Here is a 26,036-nt window from a genome sequence, read left to right as displayed (position 1 = left end):
TAAATGGTCAACTTATCAAAAACTAGGTGTCGAGGGCATTTAAACAAAGATGTTAATCACCTCAACAATGGAAAGTAATTATGAACCCTAAAACCCAATACGGACTGCAAATGAAATACCCTTACAACCAACCTATCCCTAAAGCACATCAACTGCCTGTATGGAAAGACGATTAATGCGTTATCTTTTCCTACACAAAGAAAATGAATATCTTTTATTGAGTAATGAAAATGGCACATTAAAAGAGGAGGCAAGTCAACTGACGCAGCAAGGATTTACTTGTTTCCTGCACTCCCCCATCGAGGCAGAAGAGAAAGAAACCGCGAAAACGTTATACCTTAAAGAGTTATTATTTTGCGCAACCAATTGTCACATTATCGCCATTCACCAATTAACAGGACAAGAAGTGTGGAGAAATCGGCCACAAGGAAAAGAGTACCAGGCATTAGGAACCACTACGCTCTTGCTAGAAAAAGGTATGTTGATTTGCGGCTCTAACGGATGCGTATTTGCGCTATGCCCCTTTTCAGGCTCTCTTTATATGGGATAATAGTTTACCAAATCTTGGTTTTGGCACAGTGACGCTGGCAACGACACAACAAAACACAACAATTGAAACCATCGTGATTACTCAAACAAACACGACACATGGTCATGAGCACGGTCATCATACTCGCCACTCAATTTCTCCCTCCATCATCGAATACAATAACCTATGATGAAAAAATACGATGCGGCCCTGACATGTTAAAACAACCTGAACCACTCTTTGTTCTCGATATGCTCGACGGCAACGACTGGCGACATTTCGTGCTTACTTATAGAGACGCTAAAAGGTTGATGCCCTCTACATTGCGTATGCGCTAGAGTTAGATATTCCTGTGGTGGCAGATGATCAAGGCATGGCTGACTTAGCTGAAGCGTTTGAAGTGAAGTCTATTCCGACTTTAGAGTTAATGAAAATTATGCATAACAACGGTCATGCAGATATCGGCAAAATCAAAGGTATTGTTGACTATTGGATCGCAATTGGAGATTGCCCAGCTAATCTCCATCGTGAGCTTAAGAAATTTTTTTCTGAGTTATAAAAATGATCAAACTCTATTGTTCTCCGATATTTAAAGACGGTCATATCGAAGCGAAAATACATCCCCTGCACGTTCCCTCTTATGGGTAAGAGCCCTGAATAAGCAGAACATTCAATGGCTTCACTTTCCAAATACGGGGCGACTGTACCCACCCCATTTTAACCTTGCTGGATAAATATTGGTTTGCTCTACCTGCTATATGCTTGCATGTAGAGGTGGAGTAAGCCCGACAAACGCAGTGCGTCAGCGGTTGTTTAATCTGCGCTCTTATCTTTATGAAATATCACGATTCAAGAGTAATGGCGAACTTGATGAGAAATTTAAGGAGGCCTTATGCCTAAGTATGACCACGATTATTTAGAGGAGGATAATGAATTCTATCCAGCTCCCTCTTTTCCAATGACCCTTAAGATGAAAGATGAATTCAAAGCATTTCTTTTTGACTGTTCTAAAGAGGAACTTGTCGAACATGCTCATCAGTTTTTGAGCATAGAAAATGACATCGTTAAACAATTACAAGACTGGTCGAGTCTAAGTGATTGTCGGAACTTAGCTAACCGCATGAAAATTGACCACAACTTTAACTCGCCGAACCTTCAAGAGTGGGTGAAGTTTCTCATTCAGATAGCAACAAAGGCAGAGAGGATGCTCTCGATTGATAAGAAAGCAATGAGTAGCCTTGCCAGCAATGACCCAGGTGCATACGCACAAGCTCTTCTGTTTAGAAGAGCGTTTTGCTTTGATAGATACTCTGTCGGAGATTTTACGAAAAATCACCTTCGTGATGAGTTATCTTTTAGTGCCTCAGATCATGCTCTTTGGCTGTTGTATGTTGAGCGGTTCCCTGACAACCCATTACCTCAAAAGATAGAGCGAGTGACAGCAGCACCACCCACGCATCCATTGGAATAAATCTCATTCATTTAGTAGATAATGAGCTAAGTTATCACAGCTACTGTTGGACTGGAAAAACCAGTGTAAAACTTGTTTAGCACGAGTAATTGCAACATATGCAAGTCGATGAGATATCAGGGGATCGATAATATAGCCCTTCACGGATAAAGTTTGTTTTGGAAGGGGGAATGTTGCCTAACACGATGACACAGTCCCCCTTAAACCCCTTACTAGCATGAATAGTTAGAGACTTGATTACCTTAATCTTGTCAGCATTTTTCTTAATTAAGTCGTTCCATTTCAAAGATTTTTTGAATATTTGTTATTGAAAGATCTATATAAAATGTAAATCGGCTTATCTTTCGTAGGTTTTCTCTTCTCCAACTCTTTTTCAAGAGTGATAGCAGCAAGCTCGTAGTCGATGTATGAGTATAGATCCGAATAAAATCTTTCTTCGTAGGCTGGATAAATATGACATCCAGGGTCTACATGTCTTTCTTCATTTGCACAAAATTTATAACTTTTTGAGGACTTATTTCTGACTTTATCAGCGCAAGTTTGTCCTTTGGTCAGTATTGTTGAGTGGCTTCGATGGTTTGCCTCTAGTGATATGCTTTCATGAGTATGGTCTGTTGTGAAATAGCGCTCAAAATGCGTAATGTACAGCGCAGAGCTCCCTCTCCAACCATAAATTGATTGAAGGTCATCCCCAATACAAATGAGCGAACCGCCCGGTCTTGTTTGATTAGAAGAAAGGTGTCTCTTTATTTGCCTAAAAAATCCAATAATATTGGGTGATATGTCTTTAAACTCATCTATTAGTAAATGGTTGTATTTCAGTAGCCGTTGAGTGTCGTGGCTATTGTATGCAGGATGATTAGGGTCAGAGAAGTCATAAAAAACATCATTAAAAGTTGTGTATCCACTCATGTTCAATTTCTTTTTCCAGTTTCTATGGAATGACCAAGCTAGCCATAGAAACTGAGAGTCGATAGCGTTGCAGTTTGAGTGTCCACATAAGTTATCAATGCCCTATTTTGTAAAGGTATAGAGGGGCACCCCAATGGAGTAAGAAAAGTCGATAATACTTTCAAACTGCTTATGTATCAGATTGCTCCCACTTCGAGTCGTTGAAATGAAATCGCCCTGACAGCAAAAATTAAAACTAGGAACGCACCATTTTTCATCCACCGCCTTTCGCATGAGCCAGGACAATAAACCCGCGACGACCGCACGCCTATTGAGTTTAATTTTGACCAGTGAGCTTGAAGCGTTAGGTAATTTTCTGGAAGGCACCGAGGCCGCCGCCCTGGCATCGAAGACATCAAGAAAATCGCGATTTCCATCAAATCGGTATTGGCCACCTACATGAAAAGCATGCGTCACTGCGACCGCTCATCTCCATGTGGTTGGCTATCGCGTCCGCGGGCTCTTTATCACTGTATAGTTTGAAGCGCATCGTGGTTTTTTTGTTAAAAAACGCCCCAACACTCCTCACTACCTCGTACTCACCTCTGCAGGATTCGCTTTACTCCTGAGCATCAGCATGGAGTACTCGTTATTTGGTTTATTGAATTCGATAGGCCTGACTTTCATTTACTTAGCACCCATCGTGTTAAAAAGTGCACTGACTCAATCTTAGTAATGACTAGATATTTAGTTATAGTGCACCATAAGCGCACGTAAGGCCTATCATTGATGAGATTCATTAAAGGAAAATCGATGAAAAGCGTAACGCCCCATGGAGACTACACCCTAGAGCCTCATCATCTCGAATAATCACTCAACCACTCTTCCAAGCCTTGCCATTGCAAGGCTTTTTTACGTTCATTCATCAAGGAATTACCATGTCAAATAAGACCCTCTTTAATTCTGACCATCTACCGATATTAAAGAAACAATTACACACTATATTCGATCAACTTACCTTCGCTGAAATCATTCAGGGCAACGCCCCCGAAAAAAACACATGGTTATCGATTTGCGCTCAAGCGGTAGGTTATGGCGACTGGGACGACTTAAAAGCGCAAGCAGTCACGCACCACGAGCCAACCCACAACATTCTATTTAACCAAGCATCCATCATTCCTTTCATCCAAAGTGTCAGAGTCAGCTTGGGGGAGCACATCGACAATATTGAAGGCTTTACCCATGTCATACTAAGAAACTTAACGTCCGAAGAGTTAAACGCCATGAATGGCAATGAAGAAGAACTTCCACCACTACCCAAAGCGCCAACGTCCTATACGTTAGAATTAGGCCCGAATACGGCCTATGCCCGCGACCTTTTAGATTGGCTGTGGCCAAGAACAAAAAATTACCAAGTGGACCCTATCAACACTCAGTATCTAGCGCACATGAAAGAAAAGCGAATGAGCTTGAGCAAGTCTCAAGCAAAAGAGCGCGCTTTGGATGTTTACCCACACTCTGGCATGCTAATCAGAGACATATTAGAGCAACTGATTTCAGACGAGTACCTAGAACTCAACGATGATCAAAGGTGCGTAACTTTTACTCGCAAAGGTCTTAATTATCTCAACGGAAAAATGACCAACGAATATGACGACCAATGGAAAGAATGGTTTAAGGCATTTGCAGCGCATCTCAAAAAAATCCCATACCGATACATCAAGATAGATTGGACACCCTATATCGATTTATATGCCCGGGGCATGTCACCCATTGAGGCGGCAAAAAGTCTTGAATGGTCAGAATGCTACACTCAAGCACACTCAGAGATCCAATCGGCCATTAAACACCAACTCGACATCCATTTGCCTCAATACCCCAAGGAGCGATACCTTCAATTTACGCCTAGAATATTTCTGACACCTGAGCTGACCAGCAACAAGGTAACAGACATTCATTTTGAGTTTATAGGCCCCGACTGGGCGAAACCAAACGGCAATCTAAAAACAAAGCGCTTTTGGCCAAACAAACGCTACGTGTCTGTGCATTTAGAGACCTCGCCGAAAAGTCGAGGTTGGTATGCCGTCATTCCCGATGAGGTTGATTGTTTTCAAGTAAGCTACAAATGGACAAGCCAGTCCCATTCTTTTGCAAGCGTCACCCACCATATGACTTACCAGTTAGAGCCAAATATAGAGTGTGCTCAAGATTGGCTGTATGGCAATGAGTGCATGAAGCATTCTGATTCTTCGAAACTAGCGATGACCGCCGATGAATATAGCTTTAACCGCCTGGAATGCCTAACTCATGGCAAACATTTAACCAATGAAGAAATTGTAGCGTTAGACCGATTTAAAGCGGGCATTACATCCATTCACCTTGATGAAAATGGCGTCATCATTCACGAAGAACGAACGTTAACCGCTAGCAATTCCTTTGCTTGTGTTGGGATCATTTTGTAACCACACCTCTTTTAATTCCACTTCCCCCTTAACCTCCACTCACCGCTCAGTTTTGCTGCTAGCGGCAATTTGCGTTGCATAAGGAAAATACTCATGCTTTCTATTAGCCCACTGAAATCCGCTTCTGGCGCTGCCAAATATTACCTCAGCGAAGAAAACCCCAAAGACCTACCTGACGTCTCTTTAGAAAAAGACGCGGGCGACAACTATTACCTCAAGGAAAAAGACCAGGTAGAAAACACCTTCTGGCATGGCAAGCTGGCCATCGAAGCGGGACTGGCGGGTAAACCCGTAGAGCAAGCCACCCTAGAATCGGTGCTTTCTGGCAACCTTGGTGGTGAAACCATTAAAGGGAAACGAGATAACCATAAATGCGGTTTAGATCTGACTTTGTCCGTATCTAAAGGCTTCTCCATTTTAGCGTTAGGCGGTGGGGATACACGATTACTTGGCATTCTCAAAGACGCAGTTAAGTTTGTCGCCAATGAAATTGAAAAAGACACCGCACAAGTAACATCCATCAATATAGAAGGCGAACGTGAGTATCACAACACAGACAACATGATTTTCGCTGCCATCGGTCATAAGACCAGCCGTGAAAATGACATGCAACTTCATTACCACTTGTTAACCCCAAATATGACGCGAGATCAGGAGGGACAACTTCGCTCACTCGCTTCAACCATTAAGCAAAAAGGGGGCGTGATTAACGGGACTGGCGAACGCATCTATAACTTCCAAAAATATTACACGGCGTTATTTCACAGCAAAATAGCGCATGACGTTGAAGGCATTGGCTATCAAACTCATGGGCTAGGCAATGGACAGGTAGACATCTCTGGCGTACCGCAACCTCTCATTGAGGGTTCCTCTACTCGAAAGCAACAAATTGACCAACAAGCCTTAAACTTTGGTGACACGCAAGCAGCAAGAGATACCGCTGCGCTTGACACCCGTAAAAGCAAAAATTATCAGACCAGCAGTGAACTCACTACAAAGTGGCAGCAGCAAATTAAAGATATGGGGTACAAGCCCGAAGAGTTGGTAAAGAATGCACAACAATTCACTAAACAAGAATTTCAGCCAGCCTTAATCGCTCAAGAAGCCCTGTCGCGTGCTATTTCTCATCTTGAACAAAACAATACAGCCCTTCGCTTAGAAAAAATCGTTGAACTGGCTGTTTCTGATTTTACCAAAGGCGGTATTCAAGCCAATGCCATTGAAGTAAAAACCATCGCAGATGAATGGATTAAAAATGGCACACTCATACCTTTAGGAGAGAAAGGGCAATACACCACCAAAGGCTTAATTGATAACGAACAAGCGCTTATCGACAGCACCCAAGGTCGGGCGCATCACATGCGCACCCACGTTGAATCCAGCACGCTCAACAAGCTTGCTATCCCTGAAAACCAGCAGCGTATCTTGACTGACCTGTACCACTCCACCAAACAGTTCCATGTGGTCAATGTACACGGCTCATCACAAGATATTGCGCAGCAGCTACTCAACGTAGGAAATCACAGCGGTAAACGTGTCCAATTGGTCTCCCAAAGCGTGAAAGCTAAGACAGAGGGCATGGAGAGCGTACAGCGCAAGAGTCAAACACTCAGTGCCTGGGTCGGTCAGCTCTTTTCACCAGAGCAGCGCCACACTACCCACAGCTTATTGCAAAGCGATACGCTGCTGACCAATAAAGACGTCTTGCTCATCGATGACGCCAATAAGATGAGCGCGAATGAGTTGTTAGCCCTCACCGATAAAGCCAAACAATCGAGCAGTAAAGTGGTGATGCTTAACCGCGTATCAAGCCGTCAGGGATTTAAAACCAATAACGCTATCTCGTTGTATCAAAAAGGCAATGTGGAGAGTCATTCCTGGGTCGGCAAGCGAGCCAGCCATACCAACGTGAAACTGCATGACAATGATAGCGATAGGATAGCGCGGGTGTACGCCGACCTCCCTGATAAAGCCAACACGCAAGTGATTGCCACCTCCAGCGTCGAGCAGCGGCGGTTAACCGAAGCGATACGGGGCCAACTGAAAAATACCGGCGCCCTCGCCAGACACGAAACCACCCTATTCACTCAAACCCCTCACCACCTCTCCAAAGCGCAACAACCCCTCGTTCAACACTACAAACCAGGCATGACACTCACCCACTGGGAGAAAAACAAACCTCAGAGCTTTGTCATCGCCAGCATCGATAAAGAGAGCAACACCATGACCGCACTCAGCAAACGCGATGGACAGTCACACACCTTTGACCCGTCCAGTCGCACCTTTAAGCGCATGAAGATGCAAATCAGCAAACCGCAAAGCCTCAACATCGCCCAAGGCGAACGTCTTCGCTCGTTAGGCAAACACTTCCCTGCCGGTTTGGACGTCAATAAAAGTTACACTGTCACAAGCGCTAGCAAAGAGAGCCTCACGCTTGAGAGCCAAGGTCAAACGCAGCGCGTCAACTTAGAGAGCTTAAAAGACGCGCCGCTGCAATACGACTATGTTCACGGCGCCCACCATATTGAGCAAAAAGCCCATACCTTGCTGTCAGGTAAAGCATTTACTTTATCTAAGCCCCTGATAAACGACCTGACCGAAAAAACAGAGCGCCTTGATATCTTCACCGACAAACCGGACAAAGCCCAAAGCGCACTTGAGAAAGAGCAAGTCTCCCCGTCAGCCATTGAGCGCGTATTACAGACGCAAAACGTCAACGACCGCTACCTAAATGACGCCACCCAAGATTGGCTAAAGCACGATGTCAGTCAGGCACTGTCAGCACTAGCCAAAGCGCAAAACGCCCCACTCATCGAAAAAGCGGTCAGTTTTGCCCTGAACCACCTCTCAGAGCGAGAAGCGGCGTTTAGCCAAAAAGCGTTAGTGGTGGAAGCGGTGCGTTACGCCTTTGAAGAAGCCGGAGGCTCTATGACCAAAGAGCAGGTTGAAACAGAACTGACTAAACGCAGCGACACCCTCTCTGCAGAGTACAGTGACGGCACACGCTGGACGACGCACGCCGCGCTGGAGACTGAAAAGCGCATCTTGCAAAACATCGATGATGGTAAAGACCAACATCAGCCTTTTGCCACACCTAAACAGGTGCAAGACTTTCTCAATACCAAGCCTCGCCTAACCCAAGGGCAAAAGGACGCCATCACCCTCATATCAACCACCAAGGACAGCTTTGTGGCCATCCAAGGGTTAGCCGGCACAGGTAAGTCCACCATGCTTGAATCCAATACTGAACTTATCCAGTTAGTGAAAGAAGCCAGCCAGCAACCAGAGCAAAGCGTCATCGGTCTTGCGCCCACTCACGCCGCGGTTGCAGAGCTAGAAAGCAAAGGCGTGAAAGCGCAAACGCTAGACAGTTTGCTTTCTGACATCCGGCAAGGCAATCGAGAAGCCAGTGACTATCAACACACCTTGTTCTTTCTCGATGAAAGCTCCATGGTCAGCAACAAGCAAGCCGATGAGTTCACAAAGCTCGTCAATGACAGTCAGTCCAAAACAGTCAAATTGGGCGATAAAGAGCAGCTTTTATCACTCAGTGCCGGTAAACCCTTTGAGCTAGCCATAAGCCAAGGCCGCATCGATACCGCTTACATGACCGACATCATCCGTCAGCAAAACGACACCTTACTTAATGCGGCGCAAAACATCATTGATAAGCAGCCACAGAGCGCCCTGGATAAGCTCCAGCAGCAAGCCCCTGATACTCAAGGCAACCGCCAGCATGTCATTTCCACGCTGAATGAACACCGTAAAGACCGACACAAAGCGCAGTTAGAAGCCACAGAAAAACTGCCCTATATGATCGCCAAGGACTATCTAGAGCGCACACCAGAGACGCGAGAAAACACACTTCTCATTCTTTACACCAACAAGGAGCGAGACCAAACTACCGAATACATCCGAGTCGGATTGATGAAAAAGAGTGAGTTAGGCAAAGAGAACGTCATCGCAACCCGGCTACGCTCAATCGGTGCGACGGGTGAAGAGCTCACCACCATGATGCCGTATCAAAAAGGCTTAATACTGAGCACCAGACCCGGTGAGTACGCGACAATCACTCACGTAGATTCAGAGCATGGCGTAGTAACACTTCAAGACGCGAGTACAGGTAAGACAAGGCCGTTCTTACCCCGCAATCGAGACCATACCTTCACGACACTGTTTAGCGTGTCAGAAAAACCCCTCTCAACGGGCGATAAAATCATCACCCGTTTTACCGATAAAGAGCGCGGCATTAAAGCCAACGTGGAGTACCGCATCACGCAAGCGACTACAGACAGTATTGTCGCTCAATCTAAGACAGGACAAACACTCAACCTTCACCCTAATGCGCTTAAAGACGGGCACTGGGACTACGCGTACAGTCGAACCGCAGACATGGCGCAAGGATCCACCTATCAACACGTCATTAGCGCGATACAAAGCAAAGGCGCACTGACCAACTTAAGACGCGCCGGTATCGATGTGACTCGTGCCAGTCAGCACATTCGGCTCTATACCGACAACACAAAACAACTGGTCAAAAGCTGGCTTTCTAAAGAGAGCCACAAAGCCAGCGCGATAGAAACCCTCAACCAAATCCCACCCAAAGACACCACTTACTTTAACCGTAATGCCCTCCCTCATGAGGACGTCCGGTTCCAAAATAAAAGCGGTGACTTTGACTACAACAAATTTAGGGAGCACATCAATACGCAACTACCAAAATACACAGAAAGCCTCGCCGTTCAGTTATTAGGCCAGCCGAATCAATCCAAATCAGACCGGGATTACTTAACCTTTGGCATTGGTAAATCAGCCATTAAAGTGACCCTAACAGGAGAGCATCGAGGGTATTTTAAAGACTACACCACGGGCGAAAAAGGCGCATTGATTAACCTAATCATGAGTCATAAGGAAATGAATTATAAAGCCGCGATGAATGAAGCGCACAAGATGCTCAATGAGCCGGACAAATATCAATTGGAGGAAAACAGTAAACACGAAAAATTACTGAGCACCACCCCAAGGCATATTGCGCAGTTTGAAGAAAGGGCTAAGGATTATATCAATCAAAGCTTACCGATGGATAACACACTGGCCCAAACGTACTTAAACAAGCTCGGTGTCAATAACATTGAAAACAACCATGTAAAATTCCACCCGGCGGTCTATTCATCCGAAGATAGATCCCTTCACCCTGCGATGCTAACCAACATCCACAATAAACAAGGTGAAACCAAAGCCATAGAAGTGACCTATTTAGACACTCAAGGAAATAAAGACTCCTCCCTAGATATTAATCCAAGAACCCTAGGAAAAAAATCCAAACAATTAACACAATTCCATCAGGGGGAGGATTTAAACACCACCATCATCAGCACATCGATAGAAAACTCGTTTTTAATTCGAGACCAAACTCAAGGGCAGATTGACATTATCAACGTCAATCATAAGAACGACATTCAAAACATCTCTACCGATGAACTGAGACAGAACATCATTATTGTATTAAATCACGGCAACCACGATTTAAACCCGAACAACATTGAGAAAATCGTCGAGAACTTTAATGGTCGAGACATTCAATTCATGTCAGATGATAACCTTAAAGAGGACATCAAATCATGCCTTGATAAACTAGAGCAAGATAACAGCGCACATAACATTGAATTAAGTGAGCCACACATTTCTCATCAAGAGAGCGAATTAGACACCCTCAACTATAATGAGAAAAAAGAAACCGACAGCCAATCACTCGATCACTTTGAGCCAAAAGAATATTCCCCTCAAAAAGAGATGGAATTTAATCAATCAGAGAAAGAGAGCCATTGGGAAGACAGAGAAATCGACAGAGAGTTAGAGCGATAATAAAAGGGTAGCCAATGGCTACCCTTTTTTTTCGCCTTCAAGATATTCATCGACGCTTTTATCAACCAAAGCGGTATTGGATTTTCTTTGCTCAATCGAATCCGCTTTATTCTTATAATACCCCTCCCCATCAAAGCTATGCGCCAAATTTAAATTTAGCACGCCTTGTACTTGCCTAACTCTACGATACGTTTCTTCCATCAACTCACGGTTCGACGGCCTTTCATCGTCACTGTCATTCAGTTTGATACGCAACGCCAAGGTGAAAAGCTGACGAGTTGCCTCAGCATCACTTAACTTTTCTCTATCTCTGAACTTCTTAAAATCTTGCTCTAGCTTCCCTCGAAGGGAGCTTTGTAAAGGGTAAGAACGCGACATAATTTAGCCTTTTCTCCTCAATGAATGTCAATGAAGTCCACTTTTAAACCCCAATGAAATCCAATAAACTCTCAATGTAAACCCATTGTACTTAGTTTTAAAAAAACCGCCAAAGCCTTACCTACAAAGGGATAAATAATAATTCAATTAAATCCCATTGAATTTAGATTGAAATAACCGCAACCCCTTATACAGAAAGGCGTCAATGATAATTCAATGTGATTACATATTTTCACACTAGGATTTCAGCGGCTAATTAGTTGAGATTTTGAAAATTTTTTCACGCTCTATTTCACCTCCACCAATAAACATAAGTCATTGTTTTTATTATCTTTATATTTCTCACAGACAACCATTCACATTGAAATCAATGTGCCGTAGGGTGTGGATGATTCTAAAGAAGTGACGATCAACTCCAATGAACTTCCGTTTGTTTTGTGTTTTTGGGTGGTGCTCTAGGAACAACGAGAGCAAAAGCCGAACCGTTGGCGATTGAATCAAGGGTGATAATGTAAATATTGAGAGGGATGGAAAGCGGAAAAGGAAGAGTTTGAGATAGTCAGCACCGCACCACAATGGTGCATAGCTGCTAATTTTAATTACGGTTGGTAATAAACTTTTTGTACTTTTTGGATGTATATTTTTCTAGCGTTTTCGGTGCGTTTAGAAAATCCGGCATTATATGCCCCGACACTGTTCCAGTTATAGCCATGTGTAGCAAAGTTAGAGCTTAATACCCATGCGCCTAATGAAACATTAAAACACGGCTCATAAATATTCGTTTTGTTTAAGTTAAATTCAGCGAGTCGGGAGAACCAACTAGAGTTAATTTGCATCAACCCAAAATCACGGCTTATAATTTTTCCCGACCTGTTTTTATTTTCATTGTAAGCGTTGGGATCAAGACTGCTTTCGACCTGAGCAATAGAACGCAACAATTTTGGATCAACATTGTAATGAGATCCGGCTTCATCAAAACAGAACGCGCCCGCAGCGGTTGGGAACAATAACAATAGCAATAGCAAAGATAATTTTTTCATAATCAAAAAAAATGGAGTCCGTTGTGTACTCCATTCTATCGCATATTGAAAGTGATTAATATTCACTCGGTAGTAAAACAGTTGTTACGCTTCTATCTCGCTCGGTAATGATCCATATACGTTCACCGCACAGTATGTATTCAGATATAATACGCTCGCCTGTTTTGGCCGCTTCGTCATTGGTTATTTCATCCTCAGCACAAACATTACCCCAATCCCCATTATTATGACGCATTAAGTAAATGTGTAAACTTGCCCCAATATTTTTATCCAGTAATTCAGCAATGCCTTGCGTCATGACTATCTCTCCTAACTCAAAAGGTATTGCTGTACAAACATAACGTTGTGCTTTCATTTCTTCTTGATTTGGAGTAGTATTCAAAGTGTTCATTTTATGTTACCTCATATTACTTAACTTGAACATGCCTCAATATTTACGTCTAATAAATATTGAGGCTTTTTATTTTTGGTTAATACACATCTTCTGTTTTACGAATATGATTAAATACCTCATAAATATCATCGTATGAATAGCCGTATTCTTCGAGCTTATCAACACAATCACAAATATCATTCGTATAAAAACATTCATGATTGAATAGCTCACGGCGAATAATGGCTTGCTTTCCATTTTCTTCAATATCTTTTTTGATCCCCTCTTTTTGAATTTCACCTAAACGCACCACTAAATTTTTAGCGTTACTTTCTGGGACAATCATTCCCATTCCAAGCGATACATATTCAATGCCTTTTTTCTTGGCATCATTAAACTGTTGATTAGAGAAAGCGAAAAATGCGCCTAGTTCATTGAATAAATCGGTTTGAGCTTGTTGGGTGCGTATTTTCATCTAAGCAGATCACCTAATAACATCCATCGAGATCGCTTAGTACCATTCATGGAGATCACCAATTACCATCGATGAAGATCACTTTTCAGTGTCGATGTTATTACCTGATCTCCATCGATGTTATTTTTCCCGCCTCATAGATGTGTGAAATCCTATCCTAAATATCGTTATTTCGATTTTTTGGGAACAATATGCCGACACCATCTATCACTATGAGAAAACTTAAAGAAATCCTGCGCTTAAAATACGGTGCAAAACTTAGCCATCGACAAATAGCTCGAAGCTTGTCTATCTCAGCTTCAGTCGTCTCGCGATATGCGAATAGAGCCTCACAACTTGGTATTTCCCAATGGCCACTGCTGGAAGGCTGGGACGATGCCATGTTGAGCAGAGAGTTCCTCAAAACGACAGTGGCTCCTAAAAAGTATGCGTTACCCGATTGGGCCGATGTCCATAAGCAGCTTCGCTCTAAAACCATGACACTTCAGCTTTTATGGGAAGAATACGCCGAACGTAATAGCGATGGTCACTACAGCTATAATCACTACTGCCGTTTATACAAAGCTTGGAACAAAACCATGACGCCTTCGATGCGCCAGGTTCACAAGGCTGGTGAAAAGCTATTTATCGATTACTGTGGGCCTACCATGGACATTGTCGATCCTGATAGCGGAGAAATAAGAACGGCTCAAATCTTCGTCGCAACGATGGGGGCTTCAAGTTACACCTATGCTGAAGCAACCTGGTCCCAGGGGCTTGAGGACTGGGTCATGAGCCATGTCCGATGCTTTGGTTATCTGGAAGGTACACCTGAAATCGTGGTTCCTGATAACTTAAAAAGCAGCACAACAAGAGCATGCCGGTATGACCCCGACATCAACCCTACTTACCAACAGATGTTGGCACACTATGGCGTCGCTGTGATGCCAGCAAGACCAAGAAAGCCCAAAGATAAGGCAAAGGTGGAAACAGCCGTCCAAGTCGTTGAGAGGTGGATAATGGCTAAGCTCCGACATGAAACCTTCTTCAGCCTGAGTTCACTCAATTATCGTATCAAGGAGCTCTTGCTCGAGCTCAATCAAAGACCGATGCAGAAGCTAAAGAGTTCTCGATACGAACTCTTCACCCAACTCGATAAACCTGAGCTTAACGCACTCCCACGGCAAGCGTATCACTACACCTACGTAAAAAAGGTACGCGTTCATATGGACTATCATGTAGAGCTTGATGGGCATTACTACTCAGTACCATACCGCTTACTTCGGGAGCAGTTAGAGGCACATATTAGCGGTGAACTAGTCACGCTTTACCATAACGGTCAACTTGTCTCTAGTCACCCAAGGAAGCGACAGTTCGGTTACAGTACGTTAGAAAAACACATGCCAGAAAATCATCGTCAGTATGCACAATGGACACCGGAACGCTTCTTAAAATGGGGGGCAGCAAGTGGTGAGTCGACGGTAAAACTAATGAACCATATCTTCGATAGCAAAGACCATCCGACTCAAGCATACCGTTATCTCATGGGGTTAATGCAGCTACATAAACCCTACGGTTATCACAGGCTGAATGACGCGTGTAAGCGAGCGTTAGCGACCGGTGTATACCGACTCAAAGGAATTAAATCCATCTTAGAGAAAGGGCTTGATAAGCGGCCTCTTCCTCAGCCTACTTCGGATCATCTAGCGGACCTAGAACACTGCAACGTACGAGGCAGTGAGTATTATCACTAAGCACAGGAAATCGATATGCAAGCCATACATAACCAACTGACCCAACTGAAGCTCTCAGGCATAAAAAGTGCTCTAGAGCATCAACATGAAATCCCTAGTACTTACCAAGAAATGAGCTTCGAAGAACGACTTAGCTTACTGTTGGATGAAGAACTGACACAGAGAGAAAATAAAAGGATCGCTCGCCTGCTAAAGCAGGCGCGCTTCAGGCTTCATGCGGAGTTAGAAGAACTGGATTACCGCTCAGGTAGAGGATTAGAGAAATCCGTAATCCGAAACTTAGCAAGCGGCCAATGGTTAAGCCGGAAACAAAATATCCTTCTTACAGGAGCGACAGGGTGTGGAAAAACGTACTTAGCTTGTGCTCTAGGGCGGCATATCTGTCGACAGGGGCATAGCGTTTACTACTTCCGTCTAAAGAACCTCTTAGAAGAATGTTATCAAAGTCATGCTGATGGTAGCTATCCCAAGCTTCTTGGGAAGCTTGCAAAGAGTGCTCTCCTCATCATCGATGACTGGGGGGCTTGAGCCTCTTGCCGCCGATCAGCGTAGTGATCTACTTGAAATCATCGATCAACATTATCAAAAAGGGTCAATCTTGCTCATCAGCCAACTCCCGATAGAGGAGTGGCATAGGATGATCGGAGATGCTACTCACGCAGATGCGATCTTAGACCGTCTCGTTCACGGAAGCATAAAAGTGAACTTAGCGGGAGAATCAATGAGAAAAGTATGTAGTCAGTTGACGGAAGGAGATCAGTAAATGTAAGTTAAAAGAGGGTTCTATGAAGCCGGAGAAAACTGATCTCCATCGATGTTATTACCCGATCTCCTTCATGTTAATACGCAAACCCCTAAGAGAGCATGAAGATGAAATCAGAGCAGCTTGGAAAAAACACTTCGGTTAAGGTCTTAGGGGTTAACCTTCTTGGCCTTTGATTACTAGCAGAGAATGAGGAGCACTTTTTAAGCTCTGAAGAGTTTCCTTGGTTTAAGACTGCGCCAGTCAATGCGGTATTTAATGTTGAAAAGCAAGGTCGTAATGGTTATTACTGGCCTGAATTGGATGTGGATTTAACTTTGGATGGAATTAAAAATCCTGACAAATACCCACTAAAAGCAAAACCCTAAGAGGGAAAAGATGTCTATGGACATCGAGCAAATTAAAACAGAAGCGCCCGAAGATGCAGCCTACTGATCGCCAGTTGTCGGGCTGTATTTCAACCGTCAATTTAAGGTAAGGAATGATTCCGATTCCTTACCTTAAAGTAATACGTACTTGCTTGTGCACATTACTTAGATTGCAATCAGTAACATTTTGTGTTAATCAAGTCATGAAATCAGAGATTGTGAATAGTGATTTCAACTCGGCGATTTTTAGCTCGTTCCTCAATTGTATTGTTATTAACAACAGGTTGCGATTCACCTTTACCTTGCCACTCAAGCTGAGTCGGTGTGACTTCCAATTCAATCAGTTTATTGACGATCATTTGAGCACGACGCTCGGAAAGCTTTTGATTATAGAACGCTGAACCTGTAGAGTCAGTATGCCCTATCACAATGGCCTTAGCTGATGAGTAAAACTTTAAAAATGAAGCGATTTCAGTTAATTCTTGACTCGGGTCGATTGAGTCAGAATCAAATGCTATACCTGAAAAGGTCGTTGTCGTTATCTGAGGAGGGGGCTTTACTGTGACTATTTCCTTAACTGGAACATCTTTAACAATAGGGCTTACAGCCGTTTCGACTAACTCTGGTTTCGCTGTGCCGCCAAAAAAGTAGGTAAAACTCACCAACAATCCCTGACTATCATACTTTTCCGTACCTTTACCAATATTATAAATATATTGATAGCCTGCCGATAATTGAAAGTCATGATCAAAATTATAGCCAATCCCCACTTCACTGAGAGGAGAAAAGCCAGCGGTGTCGTTCTTACTCGAAAAAGACTCCATTTTTTCCATGTTCCAATAAGCTAGCCCAAATCGACCGTATAAGCTTAGGTCATTTTGTAGGTGCCAATCATAACGCAAAGCACTTTCAATCAACCAAGTCTTAGTGTTAGCAGATGTGGCATCCGCTTTTAGTTCATTATGATATTGATAACCTAAGTCCCAGCGCCAAAGAGGGGTTAACTGTAACCCGCCGTATAGACCTGAAATTAAACCCAAATTTGTGCCTTCTGGGTCTAAGTTATAGTGATTCTCGTCGAGAACCCATTGGTACCCCCCCTTAACACCAACAAAAAATTGAGATGAAGGAATTACAGCCAGTACAGGAAAATTAATTAAACTAGTAAGCAACATTATTTTTCGCATAGTATTCTCAGCAGGTATAATACTTCTTAAGTAAAGATCGTTCATTGGCCATAAATCATCAGTATGTTTTGTTTACACTTGATTTTTTAGTAAATGTCGAGGTTTGATCCTTTCAAAGAATTAAAAACTAAAATAGTTAAAACAAAAATACAAACAATTACGATGTGTTAAAATAATCCAGAAAATATAAATTTATAAAACAATTTTTAAGAACTTACTTCCCATCATAACTATAATTTCGCCTCATATTTCGATCCTACGATATCATAAACTAAACTCCTTATTGATACGCTCTGATTTAATCAGGTTCAGAGTTTTTTTTGACTTAACAATATCAAGAACGAGGCAATATTTTTATATCATCGACTAAATTTGCGTTTGTTTATTCTCCCCTATTTATCACCAACAACACTAAGCCTAGCTTTAATTTCTATTTACAGCAATGAACTTCTTAGGTTAAGGAGATAATCTCATCCTACAAAAATCAACGCGTACTTTGGCAAGTATGCGAAATTATTTTTATAGGTAACGTTAATTGAAATGTGTACTTTTACCATTTTCAACAACATCAAAAGTCACTCTATCACCCGCTATAGATGAAGATTGACCCGGAACAACAAAATAATCAGGTAAAAACTCACAGCTTTGTTCTTCATTATTTTTACATGCTTTTATTCTAGTTAATAGTACAACACTATTCCCATCATTTCTTATCTCTATCTTGCCATTTTTTTTATTTATTTTCGTATCGAAGTTCTTTCTAATTGGATTTTTATAGACGACAGAACCATAAGAAATCAATAATTCTGCGCTTGCTGTGGTTTTTTCAGGCAAGTCTATGCCATTCAAATCTGATTCCTCAAATGACTCCATAGCGTCATTGGGGCTTATTGCTCGGAACCTAACTCTGTAACGTTCAAACTGATCGGTCATTTTACCTATTAATTTGAAAGGGATCGTTTTTCTAGGTTGAATGACAAACTTATTTGGGGTCAACATTAGTTCTCGTTCATCATCCAATTCCACTTCTACAAACTGCTCTTGATCGGGATCAAACCTTAATTTATACACTTCAGCTTTAACAAAAATAGGTGTTTCACTACTACTATTAGATATGAATTCAGTAATAATTGGAGAATCCATATTAAAATATATACTTCTCAGCTGTATAGATGCATTAACAGACAGGCTAATAATAACACCTATCAAACAAAAAAAAGAAATCAATAAACGTTTCATTATAAACTCCAGATAAGTTAAATATATATATCTTCAAGATAAATTGGATGATTAGAATCCTGGTCTACTAAATCAATATAAATAATTTTATCGCCAATAGTAATGTTAGGATTTTCCATGTCAACGTTTAACATAAAGTAACCATTTTTGTTAGCGTATGTTTCAGAAGCATGATTTTTGATCAAATGACTCGACATATCTGAGTCATCGTTTGTTATGAGCCTACCGATAACGGTAACTGTGGGCATGACAGACACGTCAACAAACGTGTACCCATTTTCCAATATCTTTGTTGAAAAGTTTTTCCTAGAAAGTTCAAAGTTACTATCACTAAAAAATGTAGCATCAATATTCTCTCCTGCTGGTGAAGGGATAAAATTGTCTCCATTTTTTAAAGTCATGTGACCAAAATTTGATAACATTCTTACTTCATCATCACTGTTATTATCTAACTTGACAATAAGACCAGAGTTAGCAGTAGAGGACGATACATTAATATTGGAAAAGTCACTATGAAGGTTGGCGCTAACATTTCCTGTTACATCAAAATTACTTTTACCTGCCGCTCCAGAGACTCTTACTGCTCCCTTAATAGCCTCGTTATCGAAATTTACACCTGTGTCCCATAAATGACTATTTTTCCCATCAGAATTAGCGGAAATGAATGCGCTCTGGAGAACATCGTTATCTAGACGTTTTTGATACCCTACGTTATAAAATGTACTAGATTCACCGTCATTGTTCCGTAAAGAAACACCAATATCAAAATTATTACTTTGGTCAAACCCTATTGAATAGTTTACTCCAAATGTAGTGTCAATATCCGCGCTTCTTTCAACTCGATTTGAAATAACATAGTTAGCTCTTATATTCAGTCCTTTCCATCTATAGTTTTTATCGTAAGATAATGAAAGTTCATGATATTCTAAATCATTAGACGTTTTTTGGTTATTATCATACCTGTGACTTAACCTCAAAGATTTTAAGTCTTTCAATCTAATCATTAAATTCGTACTAGAGTAAAATCGATCTTCTTCGAGTAACATATAGTTGTTAATCGAACTAAATTCACCGGAGTACGCACTATTAAGGTTTACTGAAAAATCGTCCTCAACTAGTTTTGGTTCAACAGAAAGCTTAAGAAAGTCCATATTGTAGTTCAGTTTCGCACCTAAGTTTACTTGGTCACCATACAAATCAAAAATAACACCGTAAGATGTGGCCTTAGTCAGAGGTGAATTGAGAAATGCAGACATATAAAAGGTATCACCTTCTAAGTTACTTTCAAAGGAATTATAGGGTAAACCAAACCCTATACCATAGCTTCTTTTAATATCTGATGAGTATACATACTCTTCTAACTCATAGTTTTTATCCGTTATTCTAGACTTAACCTTTATTGTAACAACGTAATTACCCATTGGATATAACGATGCATCAATCTTATTGAGACCAGAACCAAGCACTAAGCTATCAATCATCTGATCTCCTTTATAAACCTCAACATAGCTTTCGTCAGTCAAAGATAGAAATATATTTCGTTCTACATCACTATTAGAATCACGCAAATCTCTAGAATTAATTGACATTCCAAGTGCGCTCACCGCCTGTGCGTTAATGCTACCGTTGTATCCAGAATTAACATTATCTGTTGTAAACAGTCCAGACATTAAAACTTTATCACCCATATTTTTTTTTATGTATGCATTATTTAATCTATAACTGTCATCCCAGTGTTTATTATTCTGCATTAATCCATCTGTCACTATTTGATAGTCATATAGTGATGTAGTAGCTGACAATTCAGTAGAAAGGCTATCATTAGACGCAATAGATTGTAGTCCAAGTTGAAAAGACTTTGTCGATTCCGTATCAGTTTTAAGGTCGTTTTTTTTTGTTATAGCTTCCAATACACCAGTATTTTTATTGAAGACAATATAAGATATACTATCGCAATGTCCCGCATTACATTCTTTCATATTGATCCCAGATAAAAGAGAATCAACTCCAGTCGTTGTAGGGTCACCATCGATAATTTCTAAAAGTTTTAAATCACCATTTAACGATAGTTTAAAGAAACCTAATAATTCATTATTTTTATCCATATTTAATGAAAGCAGCCTAGGCTCATCGTAAAGGTCATTCCAGAATAACTCAGCATTAGGTGAACTACTTATAAATAGAGCTAAGAAAATACCATATTTTAATTTCATAAATTTTCTCATTTTGTAATTCAGCTAAAGTCCTTTGGCACAAAAACATAATGACTTTGACTTTGACTTTGACTTTGACTTTGCGAATGATAAATCAACGACTAAATATATAATCTAGGCATCAACATATAGATGTAAATTCTCTTTGCATGTTGAACTGGGGGAATCTTCAAACATCCTCTCCGACTCGCCATCAATTGTTTAAATTTTAAGATTTTAATTTAAGAATGTTCGTGCTTTGTCACTTTAAAGCTATGATGTGTGTCAAATTCTATGTTATAAACAATAGCGTCAGAGGATATTTCACCTAAACATCTCGGTGGAGTTAATGATACATATGATCCCAAGAAATAATTATGCTCATTTTTCATAATACATTGACCAGTTTAAGCTTTAATTTTACGCGCATACCAAAATTTAAACACATCCCTTTTGTTAAAAAATTCATTCTAGTAGTACATGCCCACAACTATTAGGTCCATATTTAATACTCCCACGAGTTCTATATTTACCAGCGTAATATTGTCCTTTAGGGGTTTTTAGAGTCATTCTCTGGGAAAAATATTGAAAGACCCGCCCCTGAATCAGAAATGAAATTACAATCGTCAAGCCTCCACTTTTCGTGATAACTCGAAGTTCCAAATCTAACTTGCGCTTGATATAATTTAGCGTAAAGCGTTGCTTATGACTTGTTAGGAAGTTTTCTAAAACGAATGGTCTGATATCGAATGATCACCGACCTTACTTTTGTAATCAAATGCAGTATTCCAAAGAAAAGCCATATCAGTTGTCACTAGAGAAACTAATTTCACGCCTTCTTTTAATGGGTAATTCAAACACAAGTCATTTGTTTCAGCATTTACAATCCGAGATATAGTAAAAACTTGCAAACAGACATAAATGTTATCACTACCGACTTAAGTTATGGAGGGAGATGTTTGTTATCCATCTCCCTTTTATTTGAGTCTTTATGGCGTCTTCACAACCGCATCAAATGCAATTTCAACTGTACCAGTATATGAACCAGCAGCAGCTCGGCCTGTAGCATCAGGCGTGAGGGTCAGAGTTTTAGAACCCGTCTGCGCGTCACTTTCTTCTACAACATTCGCTGCTGTAGTCGTTAAAGTGACACCGCCAACACTAACGATTACTGGAATTTGATCAGCACCATTAGTCAATTGAACATCATTCGCAAGCGTAGCTGTTACTGAATCATTAGCGCCGCCTTTATTGAAAGAAAAGTCATAAGACATAGGTTTTAGCTTGTCATTCAACAGGTCCCACTCAAATTGTTGAACACCCGTGATTGGAGTAATAGGACGGAAGTGAAATGAATCACTAGGTACATCCGCTGACAATTGAATGGTTGTTGTTTCTGCTGCTTGAACAGTAGATGCAAGAAGTAGAGGAAGTGCAAAAATTGCTAACTTTTTCATAATTAATCCTTTGTTAAAATTATTTCACTCAAGTCTAGGAGTCAAATAATCTTAACAATCTTACCCTTCATTGCCGTTGGCATAAATCCTGAAAGTGTCAGTCAATATGCTAACGCCGCTAAGTCCCGAGCTATTCATTCTTGGTAAAGGATTGATTCTAAAGGTAAGGAGTTTCAATGATTCCTTACCTTTTGAACCTTGGAGAGCTGAACTTCGACATCCCCAATGCTAGTCTGTAAGGCTCGCTCAGCTTCAACAGCTTGTGCAATCAAATATCTAGCCCCTTGACGTATCAGTTCTGTAAGCGGGTCTTATGGTGTGTATTCAGTGAAACAACAGTATTATTAGTCATGCGGTGTACCTATCGGTTAATCGTTCTGGGGAGAACAGCATCAACAGATTACACCGCAACTTCCTTTCTCTTTCATACACCAAAAATCAGCATAGCTCTATTTTCATCCAAGCTGACCACTTAATACCCAACAGATGCACAGTTGCGCAAGTTAGTCAATAGCATAATAGGTGCGCACCACTTTCGCCATGCCATTGTGAGCATGGTGAAAATGACGAAAAATGAATCCTCAGAATCCTCAGAATCCTCAGAATGTACTCTCATGAAAGTTTTTATAACTGTTTGTTCAATATTCACTGCTATTATTACTTTTAATGCATCTTCGACAGAGTTTAAGTATGAACTCCCCATTGATGGTGAAGTAAAAGAGGATATTATTTTGTCCGCTACGGACCATGCGGGTTTTGGAGTTCCATGGAGTAGTAGCTTTAATTTCACTCCATATGAGGACTCTAAAAATCATTTTCCTGACAAGAATGATCCTAATTGGCCAGCGATACACCTAGAAGATAACACTTATAAAGAAATCATTTTAACAAATGAATTATCTGGTCATAAAATGCCCGTTTATGTCAGGGTGAACAAAACTGAAATTCAATTTGGCACGTCAAATTATAGCGGCACTTTCTCACTGGATGGGTCACCAGAAAAATGTAGTTATTATAGATCATCTTCAGCAGCCAATGGTACATTTAGAGTATATGTACCTGATAATGGGTATTGTAAAATGCCGAGCGGCAATGGAACGATGAGAAATACACTCTATGGAATGTACATGAGAGATATTGGCATGGAGATGCGTGTACCAAAAGGTAGATACTTCTCAGGAAGTTATAAAGGTGACGGTTTTTTTTCGTATGGTACTCAAGGCAGCAATAGCGTCATAGTTTTTCCTGCTAACCCTGCGTTTGCCGTAGTCAATGGTGAATTTAAATTTACTGTTGACTTATCCGTACCAGATCGTTTTGCTGTGGAAGCTGAAACCTCTCACTTAACACTACAAGACAGACTTAATACATGGTTAACAACTGGCCTAGCTCCTAAAACATTAGAAGCGCATAGTAGCGTCACATTTTATAGTAATAGAGAAGAGTTCAGATTTTGGTATACGTGTGAGTTTAAAACTGAAAACGGCAAATGCGCCATGAAGAATGAAAATGATGATACTCTCGAATTAGACATTACTTTTAAAGCGCCGGATAAGTTAGGTGAAATTTCTACTATTCAAAATAATAATATTGAAATAGATCAGGAATACGAGTCTCATGTTATTAACGAAATGCAATCTGATGTGCTCTGGCAACACACTTATTTAGGAATAAAGACCTCACCTGGTGAATCAGAACGTATATATGAAAATTTTCCCGGTAGTAGTTATCAAGGAAAGCTTCACATCTATATTGATGCTATCCTATAGGTCTGAATTGCCACTGATTTCCTAGACGCCTTTTAGTTAAATAAACTAGCTAAAAAGAGGTATTCATGAGCCAACGTTATCCCGAACAATTCAAAATCGAAGCAGTGAAACAAGGTAAGGAATGATTCAGATTCCTTACCTTAAATACAGTCAGTATCTAATTGATCTCAGGGAGAGCTTTATTTCTCTTGGTGATCTTGTAGGCCCATTCACCATGCCATGTCGTCTCCTGACCATGTAAGTAACCAATTGATTCTAAACTCTTAATTGCAGATTTAATAGAACGGTTCGCTTCCTTATTACTCATACTTAAAGCAAGACGATCTCTCATACGACTTAAAGATACTGGGAAGGGGTCTTCAGGTAGACACGCAAAAAACAAATACAAACATTGGGCAGTTTCAGCTCTTGGAATGGACGAAAGAGTGCGCATACTAATTAGGATTTGACGATCAATACGATACAACTCCCATAAGTCAGGTTCACCTTCCAAAATGATCGTATCACTATCCATATCGTACACAAACTTTTTAAGCAAAGATGTTGAGGTTGCTTTAGAACCATCTTTTGTGGCCATACTTATCTTTGCTCTGGATGCGCTCAAGGGACTCCTTGATACGTTTACGAAACTTAGAGTTCAACATCTGTGTACTAAATCCACAAAACTTTGTAAATTCAGAGAGTTTCATTGTTATCTTATCGGAGTCGTAACCATATTTAGAAAAAGCGAAAACAACCCCACACCACACTTTGAAGTCGGTCCGAACATTGAGCCTCTCCCCCTTTAGAGATGCGTACTCGTAGCCTTCACGCTTGTACAAAGATATATCTCTGAACTCATCGCTTACATTGTGCTTAACAACGGTAAGATCATCACTTTTATTGCTGTTTTTAGCAATCGGCGTAAATAAAGCCGTACGAATTAATATATTAGGTTGGATAGTATGTGTATCAGATATAACCAGACCATCACTAATTACAGATAAGAGCTTGTTTTCCATAGTTAATATCCAAAATGAGTTACTAACATACTTTACAGTGCAAGCTACACCATGCACAGCCTATGCTACACCTAGATCAACGACAGAGCCATTACTGACAAGGCTTTAGAGCGAACAAGGATCAATTTGGTTCATATTAAGTTTAGTTTAGGATAATTAGTCCTGTGGATAAGTGGATAACTATTGTTTTTATAATGTTAAGAGCTCTCTGACGGGCAACGCTTTGACGTTCCTGTGTCGGATTTATGCGATGGACAACTATTCGTTCGTTTCTCACGAAAGTTGACTACACACAAATCAAAATTGTTGCACTCAAAAAACACTAAAATTTAAGGTAAGGAATCTGAACCATTCCTTACCTTGAACTATTGTGGCTTAACTCATGTCAAAATAAATGTGTGACTGACCTAACTCCTACACTACAATTTAAAGTCGAGTGTTAATTGAACACTTTCACACTGTTTTCGCTATTTCAGATACACTCATCCTACGAAAAACCTAAATTGACCTGATTTGGGATTGAATCAGAGCATGATGGAGCATCTCACCACGACGTCGGTTCGATAGAAAACCAAAGTATCGAATCATTCTGAAGTGCTTATCTGGAATATGCTCAATCATGCGCTCTATCAGTGCTTCTGGACTCAAAATGAGGGACTCCGTCCGACCATTCCTATGGTTAAGATAATCAAACGTCACTAAGCCTCCCTGGAAATCATGTCGTAACCTAGACGCTGATATGGGCGGCCGCGGTATCGGCCCATGTAAGTCATGGTGGGGGTCACATTGGCCGTTTTCTTTGAAAAATGCAGCTTCCATCGACGGCAATATTGGCTGGTTAAA

General features: G+C 41.0%; 18 protein-coding genes and 5 pseudogenes. 10 read left to right on the top strand and 13 right to left on the bottom strand.

The features are described 5' to 3' along the window. Positions 1-175: 175 nt before the first annotated feature. The 3 genes from AB4263_RS19605 (at position 176) to AB4263_RS19595 (ending at position 2,000) form a co-directional block, all read left to right on the top strand. Entirely contained in the window at positions 176-550 is a 375-nt protein-coding gene (locus tag AB4263_RS19605) for a hypothetical protein (protein WP_372098740.1), read from the top strand. 331 nt (positions 551-881) lie between these two features. Beyond that, positions 882-1,088: a hypothetical protein gene (locus tag AB4263_RS19600; protein WP_372098739.1), complete on the top strand. Its 207-nt coding sequence runs from the start codon at positions 882-884 to the stop codon at positions 1,086-1,088. A gap of 333 nt (positions 1,089-1,421) precedes the next feature. Further along, positions 1,422-2,000 carry a hypothetical protein gene (locus AB4263_RS19595; RefSeq protein WP_372098738.1) on the top strand — a complete coding sequence of 193 codons (579 nt, stop codon included), beginning with the start codon at positions 1,422-1,424 and terminating at the stop codon, positions 1,998-2,000. Between the two features lie 282 nt (positions 2,001-2,282). On the opposite strand, the gene AB4263_RS19590 is transcribed toward AB4263_RS19595, so the two are convergent. Beyond that, positions 2,283-2,912 (bottom strand): UvrD-helicase domain-containing protein, encoded by a 630-nt coding sequence (locus AB4263_RS19590; RefSeq protein WP_372098737.1) that lies wholly within the window; start codon positions 2,910-2,912, stop codon positions 2,283-2,285. A 250-nt stretch (positions 2,913-3,162) separates the two neighbouring features. Here AB4263_RS19590 and AB4263_RS19585 point away from each other — a divergent pair. The 3 genes and pseudogenes from AB4263_RS19585 to traI form a co-directional block, all read left to right on the top strand. Then, positions 3,163-3,374: pseudogene (locus tag AB4263_RS19585) on the top strand (type IV secretion system DNA-binding domain-containing protein); the annotation flags it as partial. Positions 3,375-3,829: 455 nt separating this feature from the next. After that, positions 3,830-5,353: a hypothetical protein gene (locus AB4263_RS19580; RefSeq protein WP_372098736.1), complete on the top strand. Its 1,524-nt coding sequence runs from the start codon at positions 3,830-3,832 to the stop codon at positions 5,351-5,353. 93 nt (positions 5,354-5,446) lie between these two features. Continuing rightward, positions 5,447-11,218 (top strand): conjugative transfer relaxase/helicase TraI, encoded by a 5,772-nt coding sequence (traI, locus tag AB4263_RS19575; protein ID WP_372098735.1) that lies wholly within the window; start codon positions 5,447-5,449, stop codon positions 11,216-11,218. A gap of 18 nt (positions 11,219-11,236) precedes the next feature. On the opposite strand, the gene AB4263_RS19570 is transcribed toward traI, so the two are convergent. The 4 genes from AB4263_RS19570 to AB4263_RS19555 all read right to left on the bottom strand — a co-directional run bounded on the left by AB4263_RS19570 (position 11,237) and on the right by AB4263_RS19555 (position 13,484). Beyond that, the gene (locus tag AB4263_RS19570) at positions 11,237-11,596 is read right to left on the bottom strand and encodes a hypothetical protein (protein WP_016790675.1); all 360 of its coding nucleotides are present in this window, start codon (positions 11,594-11,596) and stop codon (positions 11,237-11,239) included. A 599-nt stretch (positions 11,597-12,195) separates the two neighbouring features. Continuing rightward, positions 12,196-12,636: a lytic transglycosylase domain-containing protein gene (locus AB4263_RS19565; protein ID WP_372098760.1), complete on the bottom strand. Its 441-nt coding sequence runs from the start codon at positions 12,634-12,636 to the stop codon at positions 12,196-12,198. 55 nt (positions 12,637-12,691) lie between these two features. Next, on the bottom strand, positions 12,692-13,027 hold the full coding sequence (locus tag AB4263_RS19560) for a type I restriction endonuclease subunit M (protein WP_372098734.1): 336 nt from the start codon (positions 13,025-13,027) through the stop codon (positions 12,692-12,694). A gap of 79 nt (positions 13,028-13,106) precedes the next feature. Continuing rightward, positions 13,107-13,484, bottom strand: a complete 378-nt coding sequence (locus AB4263_RS19555; RefSeq protein WP_372098733.1) for a hypothetical protein — start codon at positions 13,482-13,484, stop codon at positions 13,107-13,109. Positions 13,485-13,675: 191 nt separating this feature from the next. Between AB4263_RS19555 and istA the strand changes: the two genes are divergently transcribed. From istA to AB4263_RS19540, 3 genes and pseudogenes are all read left to right on the top strand, one after another. After that, complete coding sequence (gene istA, locus AB4263_RS19550; protein ID WP_372098732.1) at positions 13,676-15,217, top strand: IS21 family transposase; 1,542 nt, start codon at positions 13,676-13,678, stop codon at positions 15,215-15,217. A gap of 15 nt (positions 15,218-15,232) precedes the next feature. Beyond that, positions 15,233-15,980: pseudogene (gene istB / locus AB4263_RS19545) on the top strand (IS21-like element helper ATPase IstB). A gap of 200 nt (positions 15,981-16,180) precedes the next feature. Then, positions 16,181-16,348 (top strand): annotated as a pseudogene (locus tag AB4263_RS19540) (DUF2442 domain-containing protein); the annotation flags it as partial. A 209-nt stretch (positions 16,349-16,557) separates the two neighbouring features. Here AB4263_RS19540 and AB4263_RS19535 read toward each other — a convergent pair. The 5 genes and pseudogenes from AB4263_RS19535 to AB4263_RS19515 all read right to left on the bottom strand — a co-directional run. Further along, on the bottom strand, positions 16,558-17,580 hold the full coding sequence (locus AB4263_RS19535; protein ID WP_372098731.1) for an OmpA family protein: 1,023 nt from the start codon (positions 17,578-17,580) through the stop codon (positions 16,558-16,560). Between the two features lie 486 nt (positions 17,581-18,066). After that, positions 18,067-18,774: a hypothetical protein gene (locus AB4263_RS19530; protein WP_372098730.1), complete on the bottom strand. Its 708-nt coding sequence runs from the start codon at positions 18,772-18,774 to the stop codon at positions 18,067-18,069. A 17-nt stretch (positions 18,775-18,791) separates the two neighbouring features. Beyond that, on the bottom strand, positions 18,792-20,987 hold the full coding sequence (locus AB4263_RS19525; protein ID WP_372098729.1) for a TcfC E-set like domain-containing protein: 2,196 nt from the start codon (positions 20,985-20,987) through the stop codon (positions 18,792-18,794). A 968-nt stretch (positions 20,988-21,955) separates the two neighbouring features. Then, a complete protein-coding gene (locus AB4263_RS19520) occupies positions 21,956-22,423 on the bottom strand; it encodes a CS1 type fimbrial major subunit (protein WP_372098728.1) in 468 nt (155 codons plus the stop codon). Between the two features lie 191 nt (positions 22,424-22,614). Next, positions 22,615-22,775 (bottom strand): annotated as a pseudogene (locus AB4263_RS19515) (IS256 family transposase); the annotation flags it as partial. A 211-nt stretch (positions 22,776-22,986) separates the two neighbouring features. Between AB4263_RS19515 and AB4263_RS19510 the strand changes: the two are divergent. Beyond that, positions 22,987-24,192: a hypothetical protein gene (locus AB4263_RS19510; protein ID WP_372098727.1), complete on the top strand. Its 1,206-nt coding sequence runs from the start codon at positions 22,987-22,989 to the stop codon at positions 24,190-24,192. Between the two features lie 157 nt (positions 24,193-24,349). Here AB4263_RS19510 and AB4263_RS19505 read toward each other — a convergent pair whose 3' ends face one another. From AB4263_RS19505 to AB4263_RS19495, 3 genes and pseudogenes are all read right to left on the bottom strand, one after another. Then, complete coding sequence (locus AB4263_RS19505; protein ID WP_372098726.1) at positions 24,350-24,769, bottom strand: hypothetical protein; 420 nt, start codon at positions 24,767-24,769, stop codon at positions 24,350-24,352. Beyond that, positions 24,747-25,193, bottom strand: a complete 447-nt coding sequence (locus AB4263_RS19500; RefSeq protein WP_372098725.1) for a hypothetical protein — start codon at positions 25,191-25,193, stop codon at positions 24,747-24,749. Before AB4263_RS19500 ends, AB4263_RS19505 begins: the two co-directional genes overlap by 23 nt. A gap of 537 nt (positions 25,194-25,730) precedes the next feature. Next, positions 25,731-26,036 (bottom strand): annotated as a pseudogene (locus AB4263_RS19495) (transposase); the annotation flags it as partial.

The sequence above is a fragment of the Vibrio sp. 10N.261.55.C5 genome (assembly GCF_041470505.1).
Classification (GTDB): domain Bacteria; phylum Pseudomonadota; class Gammaproteobacteria; order Enterobacterales; family Vibrionaceae; genus Vibrio; species Vibrio crassostreae_C.
This window is presented reverse-complemented; position numbering and strand designations above follow the sequence as displayed.